The following is a 17,887-nucleotide window of genomic DNA, read 5'->3' as shown; positions in this document are numbered from 1 at the left end:
ATGATGGTCCCCATCGCGGCGGACTGACGGAAGGACACGCCCAATGACCTGGTGGAAGGGGCCACTGGTCGGATTCGACCTGGAGACCACCGGCACCGACCCGGAGGAGTCCCGGATCGTCACCGCCGCCCTGGTGGAGACCGTCGGCGGCCGGCTCGAGTCCACCGCCAACTGGCTGCTCGACCCCGGCGTGCCGATACCCGCGGAGGCCACCGCCATCCACGGCATCGGCGACGCCTACGCCCGTGAGCGCGGCCGGCCGGCCGCCGAGGCGGTGGAGGAGATAGCCCGGACGCTGTGCGGGCAGCTCGCCCTCGGCCGACCGGTGGTCGCCTTCAACGCGGCGTTCGACCTGTCGCTGCTCGACGCCGAACTCCGCCGTCACGGCCGTCCGACCCTCGCCGATCGGCTCGGCGGGCGGGTCGGGCCGGTCCTCGACGCGATGGTCATCGACCGCGCCGTCGACAAGTACCGCAAGGGCTCGCGCACCCTGCAGCGGGTCTGCGAGGTGTACGGCGTCGAACTCACCGACGCCCACCACGCCGGCAGTGACGCCCTCGCCGCCGTCCGGGTCGCCGTCGCCCTCGGCGAGCGCTACCCGCACCAGGCGGGCAACCTCGGCCCCGACGACCTGCACGACCGGCAGGTCGGCTGGCACCGCGACTGGGCCGAGAGCCTCCAGGCGTGGCTCCGCCGCAAGGACCCGGCCGCCACCATCGACCCGCGCTGGCCCCTGCGGTAGCCGCGCGTTTGCGGGTGGTTCCGGGGACGGTGGCGGCGGTGCGGTGGGATGCTTCGGCGGGGAGGGGCCGCTGATGGGGAGACAGGACGTCGCGGACGCGCTGGACGCGGAGATGGCGCGCCGGATGCTGCCGCCGCAGGCCGTGCAGGCCGCCGCGGACTGGCTGGCCCGGTCCGGCGCGGGGACCGGCGGCGCCGACGGGCACGGGGTGCGGTACCTGCCCGCGCGGTGGGCGGCGATCGGCCCGTGGCCGGGCGGCTTCGCGGCGCGGACCGGGAGCGGGACGGCCGTGGTGAGCCGGGCGCAGGTGGTGGCGGCCGTCGGGGCGGCGGCGGGCCGCGGCGCGTGGGCCGAGGCGCTGGTGGCGTCGTACGTGTGGGGGCAGGGGCGGACGGGGTACGGCCCGCACCGGCTCGGGCGGATCCTCGCCGAACCGCGGACGGAGGACCGGCTGGCCCGGGCCGCCGGGACGCTGCTCGACCGCGGGGCGGTGGCGGCGTACCGGGAGGTGGACCGGGCGGTGAAGGGGCTCGGTCCGGCGTTCTTCACCAAGTACCTGTACTTCGTCGACCGGGCGCTCGGGCCGGCTCCCGGGTTCTCGGCGCTGATTCTCGATCAGCGGGTGGCCCGGGTGCTGCGGGCCCGGGCCACCCGGGTCGGTACCGAGGCCGCGCTGCCGTCGGCCGGCGAGGTCGCGCGCTGGACGTGGTCCGACACCGGGTGGACGGCGCACCGGTACGAGGTCTACCTGCGGTGGATGCACGCCGCGGCCGAGCAATTGGCCCGCGCCGTTCCGGGGTGGCCGGCGGGGGAGCCGGACCTGTGGGAGCTGGCGCTGTTCCAGGGCGGGTGGGACCCGGCGGGCTGATCGGCGGGGAGGGCGTGCGCCGGTCGGCCCGAGGGGGCGCCGGGGGTCAGCGGTGGTGGACCAGGCGGCCTCCGACCCAGGTGCCTTCGACGCCGGTGTCGGCGATGGCCTCGGCGGGGGCGGTGAGGATGTCGCGGTCGAGGACCACCAGGTCGGCGAGGGCTCCGGGGCGCAGGACGCCGGCGTCGTCGTGGCCGTTGACGTGGGCGGATCCGGCCGTGTAGGCGGCGATCGCGGTGGCGGGGTCGAGGCGCTGTTCGGGCAGGAAGATCCGGCCGTCGGTCGCGCCGGGTTCGGCGCGGTTGACGGCGACGTGGATGCCGGCGAGCGGGTCGGGGCTGCTGACCGGCCAGTCGCTGCCGGCGGCGAGGGTGGCGCCGGCCCGCAGCAGGGAGCCGAAGGGGTACTGCCAGGCGGCCCGTTCGGGGCCGAGGAAGGGGATGGTGAGTTCGTCCATCTGCGGTTCGTGGGCGGCCCAGAGCGGCTGGATGTTGGCGATGGCGCCGAGCCGGGCGAACCGGGTGATGTCGTCGGGGTGGACGATCTGCAGGTGGGCGAGGTGGTGCCGGGTGGCGCGGCGGCCGTTGGCGGTGCGGGCGGCCTCGATCGCGTCCAGGGCCTCGCGGACGGCGCGGTCGCCGAGGGCGTGGAAGTGGACCTGGAAGTCGAGCGCGTCCAGCGCGGTGACGTGCTCGCGCAGGGCGACCGGGTCGACGAAGCTGAGGCCGGTGTTGCCGGTGGCGCAGCCGCAGCCGTCCAGGTAGGGGCTGGTCAGGGCGGCGGTGAAGTTCTCGGCGATACCGTCCTGCATGATCTTGACCGAGCCGGCCCGGAACCGGCCGTGGCTCAACTCGGCCCGTCGGCTGACCAGTTCGGGGATCTGGTCGGCGCCGCGGTCGCGGTCCCACCAGAGGGCGCCGGTGACCCGGGCGGTCAGGGTGCCGTCGAGGGCGGCGGCCCGGTAGGCGTCCGAGGGGTCCGGCTGGCCGTTGAAGACGCCGAGCAGGGCGTCCTGCCAGCCGGTGATGCCGAGCGAGTGCAGCAGCGTCTGCGCGCGCAGCAGGCCGGCCAGCCGGTCGGCGGCGGTGCTCTCCGGGACCAGGCGGGCGACCAGGGCGGTGGCGCCCTCCTGGAGGACGCCGCTGGGGGTGCCGTCGCCTTCGCGTTCGATCCGGCCGTCGGCGGGGTCGGGGGTGGTGCGGTTGAGGCCGGCCAGTTCCAGCGCCCGGGTGTTGGCCCAGGCGCCGTGGTGGTCCCGGTTGACCAGGTAGACCGGCCGGTCGGGGACCACCGTGTCGAGCAACTGCCGGGTGGGCAGGCCGCCTTCGAAGCTCTCCAGGGACCAGCCGCTGCCGGTGATCCAGGTCCGCCCGGGGTGGGCGGCGGCGAAGTCGCGGATCCGGGCGAGGTAGTCGTCCACGCCCACGGTGCCGGTGAGGTCGCACTCGGCGAGCTCCATGCCGCCGTACACCGCGTGGACGTGCGCGTCCTGGAACCCGGCCAGCAGCAGGCGCCCGGCGAGGTCGACCACCTCGGTGCGCGGTCCGATCAGCTCGCGGACCTCGTCGTGGCCGACGGCGGTGATCCGCTCACCGGTGACGGCCAGGCTGCTCGCCCGGGTGCGGGCGGGGTCGCCGGTGTGGACGGGGCCGTTGGTGAACACCAGGTCGGCGTGGGTCATGGCTGGGGCTCCAGGGCGTTGGTGCTGCCGGCGACGGGCGCGTCGCCGCGTTCGGGGAGGAAGTAGGGGGACTTGCGGACCCAGCGGGCCCAGGCGGCGGCCGGCAGGCCCGAACCGATCATCAGGGCCGGCACCAGCAGATCGAACCAGCCGTTGTCGGCGGAGAGTTCGAAGTGGTCGGCGGAGTCGTAGAAGGTCCAGGCGAGGTAGCCGCCGACCGTCAGCAGGACCAGCGCGCCGAGTACCGGCGCGACCACCGCGCGCAGACCCTCCAGCGGTGCGGTGCGCAGCAGGTGCCGGAAGCTCACCGCCGCGGCGAAGGCGGTCAGCGCGTAGTAGAGGGCGACCACGATGCCGATCGCGTCGACGGCGGCGAGGATCAGGTCGCTCACCGTGGGGATGGCCACCGACAGCAGCGCCGGGACGCCGGCGATCGCGGTGACCAGCAGGGTGCCGACCGCCGGGGTGGCGTGCCGCGGGTGCAGGCGGGTCCAGATCGGGCCGAGGGTGCGGTCGCGGCCCATGGCGTACATGCCGCGCGCGGTCGGGATGACCGAGGCCTGCAACGAGGCGGCGGCGGAGAACAACAGAGCCACCAACGGGAGGGCGGCCAGCGGCTGGTGGGCCAGGCGCTCACCGAAGAAGGCGAGCCCCTGGGCGCCGTTGTCGGCCAGGTCGTCCAGCGGCAGGACCCGCTGGAAGGCGGTGCCGGCCAGCAAGAAGATCAGCAGCATCACGGTCAGAGCGACGAAGCCGCTGCGCGAGGCGTCGCGCGGGTCGCGGACCTCCTCGCCGATGCTGAACACCGACTCGAAGCCCCAGTAGCAGAACACCGCCTGCACCATGCCCTCGGCGAGCGCCTGCGGGGACGGGATCGCGAACGGGTCGAACCAGTCCAGCGAGAACGGCTGGTCGCCGGCGAACAGGCCGTAGCCGCAGAAGCCCAGCAGCACCACGTACTCGAACACCAGCAGGTACTTCTGCAGCCGGGCCGCCAGGTCCAGGCCGCGGACCGCGACCAGCGCGGCCGCCACCAGCACCACCAGGCCGATCGCGGTGGACTGGACGGTCGAGTCCGGGTCCAGGGTGAGCCCGGCGAGGCTGTGCAGGCCGGTCTGGCCGACCAGTTGGAGCAGCGCCGAACCGGTCACCGCGGTGGTGTACGCCATGAAGACGATCGTGCCGACGGTGTTCACCCAGCCGGTCAGGAAGCCCAGCCAGGGATTGAGGATGCGGCCGACCCAGCGGTAGCTGCTGCCCGCGTCGGGCTCCACCCGGCCCAGACGGCCGTACCCGCCGGCGATGGCGAGGACCGGCAGGAAGGCCAGCAGCATCAGGGCCGGCAGGTGCAGGCCGACGATGCCGGCCATCAGCCCGAGGCCGATGCCGACGCTGGTGGTGGCGGCCGTACTGGACGCGGCGAGGACGACGCCGCCGCCCACGCCGAGGGTTCTGCGCATACCGGTACCGGGGGTATTGGCACTGTTTCTCGGGCCGCTGCCCGGATCCTTCACCGAGGACGCCATCGGATCACCGCCTTGCTCGTGGGGGAGGTTGGGGGATGCGCGGACCCGGGAGAGGCGCCGGGTCCGGAGAGCAGCCATGAAAGCGGTGACGCTCTTCACACGTCAATGCCGTTGTCATAAGCTCGCCGCCATGACCGAGCGAGTGGTACCCGAGTCGCAGCGCCGGCGCCGACGGCCGACCAAACAGGGCACGGTGCTCTCCGAACCCGCCATCGTCGAGACCGCCCTGCGCCTGATCGGCCAGCACGGCGCCCAGGCCCTCACCGTCCGGCGGCTCGGAGCGGCGCTCGGCGCCGACCCCAGCGCGATCTACCGGTACTTCCGCAACACCGACGACCTGCTGCTCGCTGTCGCCGACGAACTCATCGGCCGCGCCCAGCACGGCCTCCGCCCCACCGGCGACTGGCGGACCGACCTGCGCGAGATGGGCCTGCGGATCCACGCCGCCTACCAGGCCCACCCGCAGGCCGCGCTGCTCGCCGCCCACCGCACCACCGGGCGGGCCCACGAGACCGCGGCGGTCGAAGCCATCCTCGACATCCTGCGATCGGCCGGCTTCCCCGACCCCGAAGCGGTCCGGATCTACCACTCCTTCGTCGACCAGGCCCTCGCCTTCGCGGCCCTGGACGCGGCCGTGCTCGCTATGCCCGCCCCAGCCCAGGACGCCGACTCCGATGTCTGGCGCGCCGGCTACAGCCGGCTCCCCGCCACGACCCACCCCAACATCGCCGCCACCGCACCGCTGCTCGCCGCCGACATGCGACGCAGCGGCTACCCGTTCGCGCTGGACCTGCTCCTGGAAGCCGTCGCCGCCCGCCGCACCTCCCCACCCGCCGTGCCCGGGCCGGAGACCGCACGCTGACGCCGGGGCGAGTCGGGGGCTGGGGCGAGTTCTGGTCAGGGGGCGGTGCCGACGGCAACGGCCGAGCCCCGTACGCACGTGTCGTGACGGGGACCGGCCGGGCGGGTGGGTGGGGTGGGGTGGAGCCGGCCCCCGCCACGGCCCACCCGAACATCGCCGCCACCGCACCGCTGCTCGCTCCGGCCGGAGACCGCAGGCCGACGCCGGGGCCCAGTCCGGGGCAGGGGGGCGGTGCCGACGGCAACGGCCGAGCCCCGTCGTGTCGTGACGGGGCCCGGCCGGGGCAGGTGGGTCGGGTGGGGCGAGGTGGGTCAGGCGGCGGGGAAGTCGAAGGTGTAGCCCTGGGCGACGAGCCAGGGGAGGAGCTGCTTGAGGGCGGCCACGGTCTGGCTGCGGTCGCCGCCGCCGTCGTGCATGAGGACGACGGAGCCGGGGCGGACGTTCTGCTCGATGGTGGAGACGATGGCGGGGACGCCGGGGCGGGACCAGTCGCGCGGGTCGACCGACCAGCCCAGGGACTTCATGCCGAGCTGGGAGGCGATCTGGACGTTCTCCGCGGTGAAGTCGCCGCCGGGGGCGCGCCACCAGGTGATCTTGGTGCCGGGGCCGCCCGCCGCCAGGATGGCGTCGCGGGCGTCGCCTATCTCGGCCACCTGCTTGTCGTGCGCCTGGGTGTGCATGGGCTGGGGGTGGTCCTCGGTGTGGTCGCACAGGCGGTGGCCCTCGGCCAGGATCCGCTTGGTGGCGGCCGGGTCGGCGATCACGTTCTTGCCGATCTGGCAGAAGGTGGCGTGCGCGCCGTACTGCGCGAGCAGGTCGAGGACCTGGTTGGTGGCCGGGCCGGGGCCGTCGTCGAAGGTGAGGGCGACGGTCCGGCCGCCGGAGGCGGTGGTGTGCAGGACGGAGCCGGCCGGCGGGTGGCCCGGCTTGGCCGGCGGGGTGCCGGGGGCGGACTGGCCCAGCGGGCTGCCGCTGGCGGCGGAGCCCGGGGTGGTGGCCGCGCCGGAGGGCGACGGGGTGGCGGGATCGCCGGTCGCCGGCTTGGCGGCCCGGGTGGTCTTCCCGGCCGAGGGGCTGCCGTCCGTGGAGCCCGGGTCGTCGGGGGACGGCGAGCTCGATGCGGACGTGGACGCGCTCGCGCTCGCCGACGGCGAGGGGGTGACCGACGCGGCCTGGTGGCTCGCGGCGTCGCCGGCGGCGCCGGTCTGCTTCGCGGGTCCGCAGGCGACCAGCAGGGCCGGCGCGAGCAGGGCGGAGGACAGGCCGACGACCACCGCGCGGCGGTGGCGGGACAGGGTTCGGTTGATCACCATCGAGACGACTCCTGACGTCGTACCGGTCGCCTTGGGCGGGGCGTCTGGTCCGATACGACGCCGGGTACGAGCGGGATGGTTCCGTGAAAGACGTGAGCCACGCCACAGTGCGGGCTGTCCCACGGAAACGGTCAGAACGCGAACCAGCGTACTTGGGGGCGGTTGTGACGCAGGGAACTCACGCGGCGGCGGAACTCCGCCGCCGCGGCGGGCCGTCCGGGTGTGTGCTGCGCCACCCAGGCGGCGCTCGCGGTCTCCCGGGCGCCGCGCAGCACGGCGAATCCGGGCCAGTCGCGGACGTCCCAGCCGTAGCCGGCGGTGAACTCCCGGTACTCCTCCGCCGGTACCCCGTAACGGTCCTGAGCCAGCGCCAGGACGACCAGGTCGTGCTCGCGCAGGTCGAGGGAGACGTTCTCCAGGTCGAGCAGGACGGGGCCGTCCGGCCCGAGGTGGACGTTGCGGGGGAGGGCGTCGCCGTGGATCGGCCCCGGGGGGAGGTGCGGTGTCAAGTCCCCGAGGGCGGTGACGAAGCTCTCCTTCCGGCCGCGCAGGTACGCGGCGTCGGCCGGGTCGATGTGATCGCCGGCCGCGGCCAGCCAGCGGTCCACCGGAGCGAGCAGGTCGCGCGCGGGGAGGGGGAAGGGGGCAGTGGGCAGTCGGTGGAGTGCGCGCAGCAGCGGGGCGAGGTCGGCCGGACGGGCGGGGCCGTGGGCCGCGGGCAGCCGGTGCCAGAAGGTGACCGGGTGGCCGTGGGCGTCGACCGGCTCCGGCAGGTAGGGGCGGACCACCGGGACGCCCGACCCGGCCAGCCACCCGGCGACCGCCAGCTCGCGGGCCGCCCGGCCGTCCGCCGAACGGCCGACCTTGGCCACCACGGCGGGATCGCCGAGGTCGAAGACCGCGTTCTCGCCGAGCGCCAGCAGGGCTGCGCCGGAGCTGGGCAGCCCGGCGGCGTCGCAGGCGGCGGCGAGGAGCCGGCGGGCGCGGTGTTCGTCGAAGTCGCCGGAGATCATCCGGCCATCCTCTCGTACGCGTGACCGCCCGGACACGCGCGGCTCGCGACGGGCGGCTCGCGGGTGCCCGGGCGGGTGCCCGGGCGGGTGAGGAGGGGCAGGTGGTCGGGGCGGGGTGGTCGGCTCAGACCAGGACGGCCGGGCGGTCCGGCGCCGGTTCGGCGGCCGGTTCGCCGTGCTCCAGCCGGGGCAGCCAGTGCAGCCACCGCGGCAGGAACCAGTTCCGCTCGCCGAGCAGGGTCATCGAGGCGGGCAGCAGGACCGCGCGGATCACCGTGGCGTCCAGCAGGACGGCGACCGCCAGGCCGACGCCCATCTGCTTCATCGACTGCATCGACAGCGTCCCGAAGACCGCGAACACCCCGACCATGATCACGGCGGCACTGGTCACCACGCCCGCCGTCGAGCGGATGCCGTACGACACCGCCGCCCTGGTCGACAGCCCCCGGTCGTGTGCCTCCTTGATCCGGGAGACCACGAAGACGTGGTAGTCCATGGACAGGCCGAAGAGGATCACGAAGAGGAAGAGCGGCACCCAGGACTCCACGGCGCCGACCCCGGCGGTGCCGAAGAGCGAGGCGCCGACGCCGTGCTGGAAGACCAGTGACAGCACCCCGTACGCCGCGCCGACCGACAGCAGGTTGAGCACCACGGCGGTCAGGGCGATGCCGAGCGAGCGGAACGACATCAGCATCAGCAGGAAGGCGAAGGCGACCACGAAGCCGAAGACCGGGATCATCGCGTCGGACATCCGGCGGTTGAAGTCGTACGAACCCGCGGTGCTGCCCGCGACCGGGGCTTCGGTGCCGGGCACTTTCAGGACGGTGGTGGCGACCACGTCGTCCCGGAGGGTCTTGAGGGCGGCGGCGCTGGTGGCGTCGTTGCCGCTGCCGGCGAGCGGGATGTCGAGGACGGCGATGTTGGCCTCGCGGTGCAGTTGCAGGTCGATCGGCCCGTGCATCCGCCCGCTCGCCAGAGCCTTGGCCCGCAGGTCGGCGAGGGCGGCGGTCATCTCGGGCGAGGCGATGTCGCGGGCCTTGACCACCACGGTGGCGGGGGCGGGGCTGCCCGGGAAGGCGGCCTCGATCCGCTGGGAGGTGGCGACCAGCGGATTGCCGCGGGGGACCTGCTGCTGGAAGGTCAGGTTGGCGGTGTGCAGGGTGAGCAGCGGGGCGGCCAGTGCGAGCAGCAGTCCGCCGGCCAGCAGGGTGGCGGTCAGCGGGCGGTTGAGCACCGGGGTGAGCAGCGCGTTCCACACCCGGCCGCCGGCCCGGTCGCTCCCGGCCCCGCGCAGCCGGTGGAGAAGGGGCAGCCGGCCCTTCTCGACCCGGTCGCCGAGCAGGGAGAGCAGGGCGGGCAGCACGGTCAGCGAGCCGAGCACGGCGGTGACCACGACCACGATGGTGGCGTAGGACATGGCCTGGAAGTCGGCGATGCCGGTGAGGAACATGCCGGCCATGGCGACCACCACGGTGACGCCGGAGACCAGCACCGCCCGGCCGCTGGTGGCGGCGGCCACCCGCAGGGCGGTGGCGGCGTCCCGCCCGGCGGCCCGCTCCTCGCGCTCGCGCCGCAGGTAGAAGAGGCAGTAGTCGACGCCGACGGCGAGGCCGACCAGCAGCATCACCGAGCCGGCGTCGTCGCTGGTGTGCAGCAGGCCGCTGGAGAGCGCGACCAGGCCGCCGGCCGCGATGAACGCCGTCACCGCCAGGACCACCGGCAGCACCGCGGCGACCACCGCTCCGAAGGCGATCAGCAGGATGCCGAGGGCGAGCGGCACCGCCGTCCACTCGGCGCGGGCGAAGTCGTCCGTGAACTGGTCCTGGAACCACTTGCCGGCGCTGGCCTCGCCGAACTCCTCGACGGTCAGCTCGCGGTGCTGGGCCTGGACCTTCGCCACCGCGTCGACCACCGAGGTGACGGCGGCCACGGCCTGCTCGCGATCCGCCCCGGCGACGGTGAACTGCAGCAGCGCCGAGTGCCGGTCGGCGGAGACCGCGCCGGTCTCGTACGGGCTGCGCAGGTCGGCGGCCTTGCCGGTGGCGGCGACCGCGGTCGCCGTCTGCTCGACCACCTGGCGGAAGGCGGGGTCGTCGGCGGTCAGCGCGGCGCTCTGGACCAGCACCGTCTCGCCGGCCGGGGACTTGATGCCGGCCTCGTCGAGGATCTTGGCGGCGCGGGCGACCTGGCCCGGCATCGACTCCGCGTCGGTGACCTTGGTGCTGCCGTGGGCCCCGCCCAGGAAGGTGGCGAGCACGACGAACAGCAGCCAGCCGAAGACCGCGGTCTTGCGGTGTCGGGCGCTCCACGCGCCCATGGTGGCGGCGATGCCTGGTTTCACGGGTGTTGTCCCCACGGGTGAGCGGCGGCCACCCCTGGCCGCCGGAATCGGTCGCCGGGCTGCGGTCCGGCTGCGCAACCGAAGCTACGGAGACGGGAGCTGACGCGACATCCGGCTGGGGCCCGAGTTCCCCCTGCACTTTTCCCCAGGTGCGGGGTGGGGTTTTCCCCAGTCCCGTAGGGGTGCCTTCTCCTCCTGGAGGGTGGAGCGAAGTCCACCCTGAGGGGGAGGGATCTCCACCCGAAGCACGAGGTGGAGGGGTTGGTGCGCAGGCGACGATGGTCCGGGGCGCCCGCGCGGCTCCCCTAGGGGGACGACCGCGGGGAAACCCACTTGCCGGGCGGCAAGTAAGGGCCCGTAGGATGACCACCACGTACTTACCTGCCGACCGGCTAAGAGCGCTGTGCTGCCTGCGCGGCTCGCGGCCGGTCCTACCGTTGCCCGGTCCCCGTCCCCCGGCGGCGGTGAACCATGCCCAGGAGGCACTACGAGCATGTTCCACCGAATCGGACAATTCGTCGTCAAGCGCGCGTGGTGGGTGATCGCGGCCTGGCTGGTCGCGATGCTCGCCATCGTCGCCACCGCGCCGACCATCACCGCCCAGACGGACGAGGCGGCGTTCCTGCCCAAGAGCTACGAGTCGATCCAGGCCGCCGAGCTCCAGGCGGAGAAGTTCCCGGCCAGCTTCACCCCGGGCGCGCTGCTGCTGTTCGAGCGCACCGACGGCGGGGCGCTGGGCGCGGCCGACCAGGACTCCATGGCGAAGATCGTCCAGGGGCTCACCGACAAGCACATCGCGCTGGTCGAGCAGATCCTCCCGGTCGGCGAGAAGTCGCTGTCCCAGGACCACAAGTACGCGCTGACGATGGTCTCCATCGACAAGACCAAGATGCAGACCGACGAGTACGGGCAGGCCGCCAAGGACCTCCGGACCGAGGGCACCGCGCTGGCCTCCGGCACCGGGCTGAAGTTCCAGGTCGGCGGCCAGGCCGCGCAGGCCCTGGACCAGAAGGAGTCCTCCGGCTCCGCGGACGCGATCATCTTCGTGGCCTCGATCGTCCTGGTCATGATGATCGTCGGCATCATCTTCCGCAGCATCCTGGCCGGACTGCTGCCGGTGCTGCTCTCGCTGGTGGTCGCGATGCCGGTCGCCAACGGCCTGATCGCGGACGCCACCAAGCTGCTCGACCTCAAGACCTCGTCGGTGACCTCGGCGATCCTGATCGTCGTCCTGCTCGGCGTCGGCACCGACTACTTCCTCTTCCTGATGTTCCGCTACCGCGAGCGGCTGCGGGCCGGGGACGCGCACAAGGAGGCCGTGGCCAACGGCGTCGGCCGGGTCGGCGAGGCCATCGCCTCGGCGGCCGGCGCGGTCGCCGTCGCCTTCGCCGTCCTGGTGCTCTCCAGCCTCGGGATGTTCACCGCGCTCGGCCCGGCCCTGGCCATCGCCGTCGTCGTGGCCGCGCTGGCCTCGCTCACCCTCGCCCCCGCCGTGCTCTCGGTGATCCCGGCCCGGGCCACCTTCTGGCCCGGCAAGTCGTGGATGAACGAGCCGTCCACCGCCCGCTTCGCCGCCCTGGGCCGGATGACCCAGAAGCGCCCCGGCCTGGTGGCCGCGGTCTCCGGCGGTCTGCTGGTGGTGCTGTCGGTGGCGGCGCTCGGCTACAGCGGCACCTTCGACCTCGCGGGCAGCTCGATGCCCAAGGACAAGGAGTCGATGGTCGTCCAGGACAAGCTGATGACCGCCTTCTCCGCGGGCGCCGCGGACCCCTCGCACGTCTTCGTGACCACCACCGGTGGCGGCGCGCTGGACCGGTCGGCCCTGACCGGCTACGCCGACAAGCTCGGCAAGGTCCCCGGTGTCGCGCAGGCGCCGGCCGAGCCGAAGATCAGCACCGACGGCACGACGGCCGACTTCACCGTCACGCTGAAGGACTCCCCCTCCAGCAACGCCGCGATCGACACCGTCAGCCAGCTGCGCAAGGTCGCCCACGCCGAGGTGCCGAGCGGCACCAAGGCGCTGGTCGGCGGGCAGTCGTCGGTCCTCAAGGACATCAACCTGGCGATGGCGCACGACTACAAGGTGGTCTTCCCGCTCGCCGGTGCGCTGATCCTGCTGATCCTCGCCCTCCAGCTGCGCAGCGTGGTCGCCCCCTGGTACCTGATGGCCTCGGTCGGCCTCGGCTTCGCCGGCACGCTCGGCGCCACCACGCTGGTGTTCCAGAAGCTCGGCAACGAGCCGGGTCTGATGTTCATGCTGCCGATCTTCATCTACCTGTTCGTGGTGGCGATCGGCACCGACTACAACATCCTGATCATCGCCCGCCTGCGGGAGGAGGCCCGTGAGGGCCGCAGCCCGCGCGAGGCGGCGCGCGAGGCGGTCAAGCACGGCGGTCCGACCGTCGCCGCGGCCGGGTTCATCCTGGCGGCGTCGTTCGCGACCTTCATGCTCGCGGGCAACGTGCTCTTCATGGAGCTCGGCTTCGCGCTGGCCTTCGGCATCGTCCTGGCGGCCTTCGTGATGGCGATGTTCTTCACCCCGGCGCTCACCGCGCTGCTGGGCCGCGCGGCCTGGTGGCCGGGCCACGGCGCGATGGCCGGCCACGGCCCCGCCGAGGTGGAGCTCGGCAAGCGCGAGCCGGAGTCGGCCGGCCTGCGCTGACCCCGGTGGACCGAGGGGGGCACGCGGCGGATCCCGCCGCGTGCCCCCCTTTCGTTGCGGACAAACCAGGTGTGAGCAGGGGAACTTTTCCCCTCGGACGACCCGGTCGGCGTGCTACAGTCGGAGGCAGTTGCAGTATTGGTTCCCATGAACGTGTGTGTGCGCCTGCTGGTTCCAACCAACAGGCGCATTTGTTTTGTCCGGTGTTTTGTCTCCGGATGGGGATCGCGGCTACTTGGGGTCCACGAGGTGTGGGCCCTGACGCCCCAGTGAAAGTGGAGACGGTTATGGCTACCGGCACCGTGAAGTGGTTCAACAGCGAAAAGGGCTACGGCTTCATCGAGCAGGATGGTGGCGGCGCCGACGTGTTCGCCCACTACTCGAACATCCAGTCCACCGGCTTCCGTGAGCTCGTCGAGGGCCAGAAGGTCGAGTTCGACGTCACGCAGGGCCAGAAGGGCCCGCAGGCCGAGAACATCCGCGCCATCTGAGACTGCTCACCGAGCTGACTCACATCGCGTAGCGAGGAGGGCCCGCACCGCTGGGTGCGGGCCCTCCTTCATGCCGCCGAACGGCCGGGGCGGCGCCCGCGCACACCGCGCGTACCCACTTCCGTCGGCCGACCCACCGCCGCCGTGCGACCGGCGGCCACCGGCCCTCAGGAATGGGAGCAGCATGACCGACCAGGCACGCCCGCAGCGAAACCGATCCGGCCGTCCCCGCAGTGGCACCCGCCCCGCGTCCGGCGCCGCCGCCGGCACCCCGGTGAACCGGCCCGCCCGCACCCGTACCGCCGGCCGCGGCCCCCGGGTCGCCGCGGCGCGTCCCGCCGAGGACTTCACCGTCGTCCAGGGCACCCCGGCCCGCCCGCCGGCCGCGACCTTCGCCGAGCTGGACATGCCCCCGGCGCTGCTCCGCGCGCTCGCCGCGCAGGGGGTCACCGAGCCCTTCCCGATCCAGTCGGCCACCCTGCCCGACTCGCTGGCCGGCCGCGACGTGCTCGGCCGCGGCCGCACCGGGTCCGGCAAGACGCTGGCGTTCGGCCTCTCGCTGCTGGCCCGGACGGCCGGCCGACGGGCCTCCGCCCGGCGCCCGCTGGCGCTGGTCCTGACCCCCACCCGTGAGCTCGCCCAGCAGGTGACCGAGGCGCTGGCCCCGTACGCGGGCGCGCTGAACCTGCGGATCGCCACCGTGGTCGGCGGCATGTCGATCACCCGGCAGGCCAACCTGGTCCGCCGCGGCACCGAGGTCCTGGTCGCGACCCCGGGCCGACTGGACGACCTGATCGGCCGCGGTGACGTCCACCTGGACGAGGTCGCCGTCACGGTGCTCGACGAGGCCGACCAGATGGCCGACATGGGCTTCCTCCCGCAGGTGGCCAAGCTGCTGGAGCAGGTGGCCGAGGGCGGGCAGCGGATGCTGTTCTCCGCCACCCTCGACAAGAACATCGACCGGCTGGTCGACCGCTTCCTCACCGACCCGGTGACCCACTCGGTGGACCCCTCGGCCGGCGCCGTCACCACCATGGACCACCACGTGATCCAGCTCGACCCGGCCGACAAGGCCGAGGCGACCGCCCGGATCGCCTCCCGCGAGGGCCGGGTGATCATGTTCGTGCACACCAAGCACGGCGCCGACCGGCTGGCCAAGCAGCTGCGCGCCAACGGCGTGGTGGCCGCCGCCCTGCACGGCGGCAAGTCCCAGCCGCAGCGCAACCGGGTGCTGGACCAGTTCCGCGACGGCGCGGTCACCGCGCTGATCGCCACCAACGTGGCCGCCCGCGGCATCCACATCGACGGCCTGGACCTGGTGGTCAACGTCGACCCGCCGATCGACCACAAGGACTACCTGCACCGCGGCGGCCGTACCGCCCGGGCCGGCGAGTCCGGCACCGTGGTCACCCTGGTGCTGCCCGACCAGCGCCGCGAGGTCAACCGGCTGATGACGGTGGCCGGCATCCGCCCGACCGTCACCAAGGCCCGCCCCGACGACTCCGAGCTCAAGCGGATCACCGGCGCCCGGACGCCCACCGGCGTCCCGGTCGCGCTGCCGGTCCCCGGCGGTGCCCAGCCGGCCGCCGCGGGTGCGGCGGGCGGCTCCGGTGCGGCTCCGGCCGCCGGCGAGGCGGCGCAGGGCGCCCGCTCCGGGCGCGGCCGACGCTCCGGCGGCGGCGCGGGCGGCGGCGGTGCCGAGCGGGCCGCGGCCCGGACCGAGCGGGCGCAGCGCGCCGAGCGGATCGAGCAGGGCGAGCGCGGCGAGCGGGCCGGGTCCGCCGACGGCGCGCCGCGCCGCCGGCCGCAGGCGAAGCGCTCGGCGCTGCCCAAGGACCTCGACTCCAACGGCAACCCGCGCCGTCCCCGGCCCAAGCACCGTCCCGGCACCGGCACCGGCTCGGGCGGCGGCCAGATGGCCGCGGGCTTCATCGGCAAGACCTCGGGCCGGGCCAAGCCGGGCAGCGGCGCGAAGAGCGGCTCCAACTACGGCACCGGTCGCCAGCGCCGCAAGGCCGACTGAGCGTACGCCTCCTGACGGGGCGTCGGACCATGACGGTCCGGCGCCCCGTTCTGCTTTCCGCTTTCCCGGCCCGCGGGTGTGCGGCGAGGTGACCTCGCGTCAGGTTCATTACCTGTTCATGGTCTTGCCGTGGCTTTCCCTTTGGAATGGTGGGCCGCTGACGGGAACGGGGAGCGGGGCAGGGAATGGCGGGGGAGTTCGCCGGACGCCTTCGGCAAGCTGCCCGAGGCGGACGAGGCCGGCCGCGACCACGTCGAGCGTTCGGAGAGCGCAATCGAGAACGAACTCGTGGCTGCCCATCGACCCTGAGGCCGGCTCAGGACGTGACGTGCTCCGCGCCTTCCGGGACCAGTGCGCGCAGCCGCTCGGCGGTGTCGGTGTCGCGCGGGGCGAAGACCACCAGCTGGAAGCCGCCGGGAGCGCGGAGCACCACCTGGTCGATCCGCAGCAGGCCGACCGTCTCGTGCTCCAACTCCTTCTCGGTGCCGGCCTTCTCCCGGACCCGGTGCTCGTCCAGCCAGCGGTCGGCCTCCGGGAAGCTCGCGCGCAGCCGGTGGATCAGCGCGGCCAGCCGCTGCGCCGCCGGGGAGCTGTCGCCGCCGCGCTCGCCGTACGCCGCCCGCAGCTCGGCCAGGGTGCGGCGGGCGTGGCGCTCCCAGTCGACCGTGCGCCGCCGATTCTTCTCGTTGGCGAACACCACCCAGCCGAGGTTGCGCTCCCCGGGGGCCCAGCGGGAGAACTCCAGCAGTGCCTCGGCCGGCGCGTTCCAGGTCCGGATGTCCCAGTCGGCGTCGATCAGAAATGCCGGGGACGGCGCCTGCGCCTGCACCAGCCGCACCAGTGCCGCCGGCACCCGCCGGCCCGGCTCCGGCTCCTCCGCCCGGGGCGGGCAGCCGGCCAGCCGGAACAGGTAGTCGGTCTCCGCCCGGTCCAGCCGCAGCGTGCGCGCCAGACTGGTCAGCACCTCCGGGGACGGGTTGATCTCCCGCCCCTGCTCCAGCCAGGTGTACCAGGTCACCCCGACCCCGGCGAGCAGCGCCAGTTCCTCCCGCCGCAGCCCCGGCGTCCGCCGCCGGACCCCCGGCGCCAGGCCGACCTGCTCGGGCGTCACACCCGCCCGCCGCGCCCGCAGGAAACTCGACAGCGCCCGCCGCCGGAACTCCGCGTCACTCACCCCGAACCCCCGTTCTCCGCCGCCAGTATCCCCCGGTGGGCTCGACCCGGCCTGTCACTCGCACTACCAGCATCCGCACGCACTGCTGCGCCCGGCGGCGGGCGGCGAGGGTGGAGGACAGCAGACAGGCAGTCAGGTGAAGGAGCGTCAGATGACGACACGTACGGTTCGGGCGGCAGTGGTGGCTGCGGCGGTCGCGGCGGTGATCGGGGCGGGCGGCGTCCCCGCGGGGGCGGCGGACGGGCCGCAGCGGTACCCGGCGGTGCTGGTGGGCCACGGGCCCACCCTGCACCCCGAGGGCGCGACCTGGGACCCGGTGCACCGGCGCTTCCTGGTCGGCTCGATGCCGCACGGCACGGTCTCCACCGTCCGCCCCGACGGCTCCACCGCGACACTGATCGACGACCCGGCCCTGGTCTCGGTGGTCGGACTGCACGTGGACGCCGCGCACCACCGGGTGCTGGTGGTGAACGGCGACACCGGCGCCGGACTGCGCTCCACCCCCGCCACCGCGCGCCGCACGGCGGGCCTCGGCGCGTACGACCTGACCACCGGGCGGCGGCTGTTCTACACCGACCTGGCGGCGGTCGCCGGGGACGGCGGCGAGCACCTGGGCAACGACGTGGCGTTCGGGCCGGACGGCACCGCGTACGTCACCGACTCCTTCGCGCCGCTCGTCTACCGGGTCGGCGTGGACGGTGCGGCGTCGGTGCTGGTCCGGGACGCGCGGCTGGCGGTCTCCCCGGGCGGGTTCGGGCTGAACGGGATTGTGCGGCAGGGCGGGGTGCTGGTGATCGGCACGTACGAGACCGGCGCGCTGTGGCGGGTGCCGATCGCCTGTCCTGACACCTTCACCCGGGTCGCGGTGGCGGGCGGGGCCGACCGGCTGATCGGCCTGGACGGGCTGCTGGCCCGGCCCGGCGGCACGGTGGCGGGTGTGACCAACCGGCTGGGCGGCAGCGGGGCCGAGGCGGAGGTCGAGCTGCACTCCCCGGACGGCTGGCGCACCGCCCGGCTGGCCGCCGTCCGCCCCTCGCCGGACGCGGCGCCGACCGCGCTCACCCCGGGCCCGGGCGACCGGGTGTACCAGCTCTCGGGGCGGCTGGACCTGCTGTTCGCCGGCACGCCGGTGGACACCTTCACGCTGCGCCGGGTGGGCTGAGCAGGGCGTCCGGGCAGGCCGTCCGGGGT

13 protein-coding genes are annotated in these 17,887 nt (G+C 74.2%); 7 read left to right on the top strand and 6 right to left on the bottom strand.

The genetic code is table 11. From position 1 onward, the window contains the following. Positions 1-43 precede the first annotated feature (43 nt). Positions 44-742: an exonuclease domain-containing protein gene (locus FHR36_RS28740; protein ID WP_253801752.1), complete on the top strand. Its 699-nt coding sequence runs from the start codon at positions 44-46 to the stop codon at positions 740-742. 73 nt (positions 743-815) lie between these two features. Beyond that, entirely contained in the window at positions 816-1,610 is a 795-nt protein-coding gene (locus FHR36_RS28735) for an 8-oxoguanine DNA glycosylase OGG fold protein (RefSeq protein WP_253801750.1), read from the top strand. 46 nt (positions 1,611-1,656) lie between these two features. Here the strand turns inward: FHR36_RS28735 and FHR36_RS28730 are convergent, their stop codons facing one another. Further along, positions 1,657-3,291 carry an amidohydrolase gene (locus tag FHR36_RS28730; protein ID WP_253801749.1) on the bottom strand — a complete coding sequence of 545 codons (1,635 nt, stop codon included), beginning with the start codon at positions 3,289-3,291 and terminating at the stop codon, positions 1,657-1,659. Then, a complete protein-coding gene (locus FHR36_RS28725; RefSeq protein ID WP_253801748.1) occupies positions 3,288-4,751 on the bottom strand; it encodes an APC family permease in 1,464 nt (487 codons plus the stop codon). Before FHR36_RS28725 ends, FHR36_RS28730 begins: the two co-directional genes overlap by 4 nt. Before the next feature lie 196 nt (positions 4,752-4,947). On the opposite strand from FHR36_RS28725, the gene FHR36_RS28720 reads away from it, so the two are divergent. Continuing rightward, positions 4,948-5,679, top strand: a complete 732-nt coding sequence (locus FHR36_RS28720) for a TetR/AcrR family transcriptional regulator (RefSeq protein ID WP_253801747.1) — start codon at positions 4,948-4,950, stop codon at positions 5,677-5,679. 311 nt (positions 5,680-5,990) lie between these two features. Here the strand turns inward: FHR36_RS28720 and FHR36_RS28715 are convergent, their stop codons facing one another. From FHR36_RS28715 to FHR36_RS28705, 3 genes are all read right to left on the bottom strand, one after another. Beyond that, positions 5,991-6,992, bottom strand: coding sequence for a polysaccharide deacetylase family protein (locus FHR36_RS28715; RefSeq protein WP_253801745.1), 1,002 nt, complete (start codon positions 6,990-6,992; stop codon positions 5,991-5,993). A 131-nt stretch (positions 6,993-7,123) separates the two neighbouring features. Beyond that, positions 7,124-8,005 (bottom strand): phosphotransferase enzyme family protein, encoded by an 882-nt coding sequence (locus FHR36_RS28710; protein ID WP_253801743.1) that lies wholly within the window; start codon positions 8,003-8,005, stop codon positions 7,124-7,126. A 124-nt stretch (positions 8,006-8,129) separates the two neighbouring features. Then, positions 8,130-10,322: an MMPL family transporter gene (locus FHR36_RS28705; protein WP_253802003.1), complete on the bottom strand. Its 2,193-nt coding sequence runs from the start codon at positions 10,320-10,322 to the stop codon at positions 8,130-8,132. Positions 10,323-10,839: 517 nt separating this feature from the next. On the opposite strand from FHR36_RS28705, the gene FHR36_RS28700 reads away from it, so the two are divergent. The 3 genes from FHR36_RS28700 (at position 10,840) to FHR36_RS28690 (ending at position 15,522) form a co-directional block, all read left to right on the top strand. Beyond that, positions 10,840-13,008 (top strand): MMPL family transporter, encoded by a 2,169-nt coding sequence (locus tag FHR36_RS28700; RefSeq protein WP_253801741.1) that lies wholly within the window; start codon positions 10,840-10,842, stop codon positions 13,006-13,008. A gap of 287 nt (positions 13,009-13,295) precedes the next feature. Continuing rightward, positions 13,296-13,499, top strand: coding sequence for a cold-shock protein (locus FHR36_RS28695; protein ID WP_030460121.1), 204 nt, complete (start codon positions 13,296-13,298; stop codon positions 13,497-13,499). Positions 13,500-13,683: 184 nt separating this feature from the next. Further along, positions 13,684-15,522: a DEAD/DEAH box helicase gene (locus FHR36_RS28690; protein ID WP_253801740.1), complete on the top strand. Its 1,839-nt coding sequence runs from the start codon at positions 13,684-13,686 to the stop codon at positions 15,520-15,522. A gap of 316 nt (positions 15,523-15,838) precedes the next feature. On the opposite strand, the gene FHR36_RS28685 is transcribed toward FHR36_RS28690, so the two are convergent. After that, complete coding sequence (locus FHR36_RS28685) at positions 15,839-16,696, bottom strand: helix-turn-helix transcriptional regulator (RefSeq protein ID WP_253801738.1); 858 nt, start codon at positions 16,694-16,696, stop codon at positions 15,839-15,841. 151 nt (positions 16,697-16,847) lie between these two features. On the opposite strand from FHR36_RS28685, the gene FHR36_RS28680 reads away from it, so the two are divergent. Next, positions 16,848-17,858, top strand: a complete 1,011-nt coding sequence (locus FHR36_RS28680) for a hypothetical protein (protein WP_253801736.1) — start codon at positions 16,848-16,850, stop codon at positions 17,856-17,858. Positions 17,859-17,887 lie beyond the last annotated feature (29 nt).

Origin of the sequence: Kitasatospora cinereorecta, from assembly GCF_024172095.1 — a bacterium.
Lineage (GTDB): Bacteria > Actinomycetota > Actinomycetes > Streptomycetales > Streptomycetaceae > Kitasatospora > Kitasatospora cinereorecta.
This window is presented reverse-complemented; position numbering and strand designations above follow the sequence as displayed.

Coding starts and splice junctions, on each gene's coding strand:
- FHR36_RS28740 (WP_253801752.1), top strand. CDS start 44: ATGACCTGGTGGAAGGGGCCACTGGTCGGATTCGACCTGGAGACCACC.
- FHR36_RS28735 (WP_253801750.1), top strand. CDS start 816: ATGGGGAGACAGGACGTCGCGGACGCGCTGGACGCGGAGATGGCGCGC.
- FHR36_RS28730 (WP_253801749.1), bottom strand. CDS start 3,291: ATGACCCACGCCGACCTGGTGTTCACCAACGGCCCCGTCCACACCGGC.
- FHR36_RS28725 (WP_253801748.1), bottom strand. CDS start 4,751: ATGCGCAGAACCCTCGGCGTGGGCGGCGGCGTCGTCCTCGCCGCGTCC.
- FHR36_RS28720 (WP_253801747.1), top strand. CDS start 4,948: ATGACCGAGCGAGTGGTACCCGAGTCGCAGCGCCGGCGCCGACGGCCG.
- FHR36_RS28715 (WP_253801745.1), bottom strand. CDS start 6,992: ATGGTGATCAACCGAACCCTGTCCCGCCACCGCCGCGCGGTGGTCGTC.
- FHR36_RS28710 (WP_253801743.1), bottom strand. CDS start 8,005: ATGATCTCCGGCGACTTCGACGAACACCGCGCCCGCCGGCTCCTCGCC.
- FHR36_RS28705 (WP_253802003.1), bottom strand. CDS start 10,322: ATGGGCGCGTGGAGCGCCCGACACCGCAAGACCGCGGTCTTCGGCTGG.
- FHR36_RS28700 (WP_253801741.1), top strand. CDS start 10,840: ATGTTCCACCGAATCGGACAATTCGTCGTCAAGCGCGCGTGGTGGGTG.
- FHR36_RS28695 (WP_030460121.1), top strand. CDS start 13,296: ATGGCTACCGGCACCGTGAAGTGGTTCAACAGCGAAAAGGGCTACGGC.
- FHR36_RS28690 (WP_253801740.1), top strand. CDS start 13,684: ATGACCGACCAGGCACGCCCGCAGCGAAACCGATCCGGCCGTCCCCGC.
- FHR36_RS28680 (WP_253801736.1), top strand. CDS start 16,848: ATGACGACACGTACGGTTCGGGCGGCAGTGGTGGCTGCGGCGGTCGCG.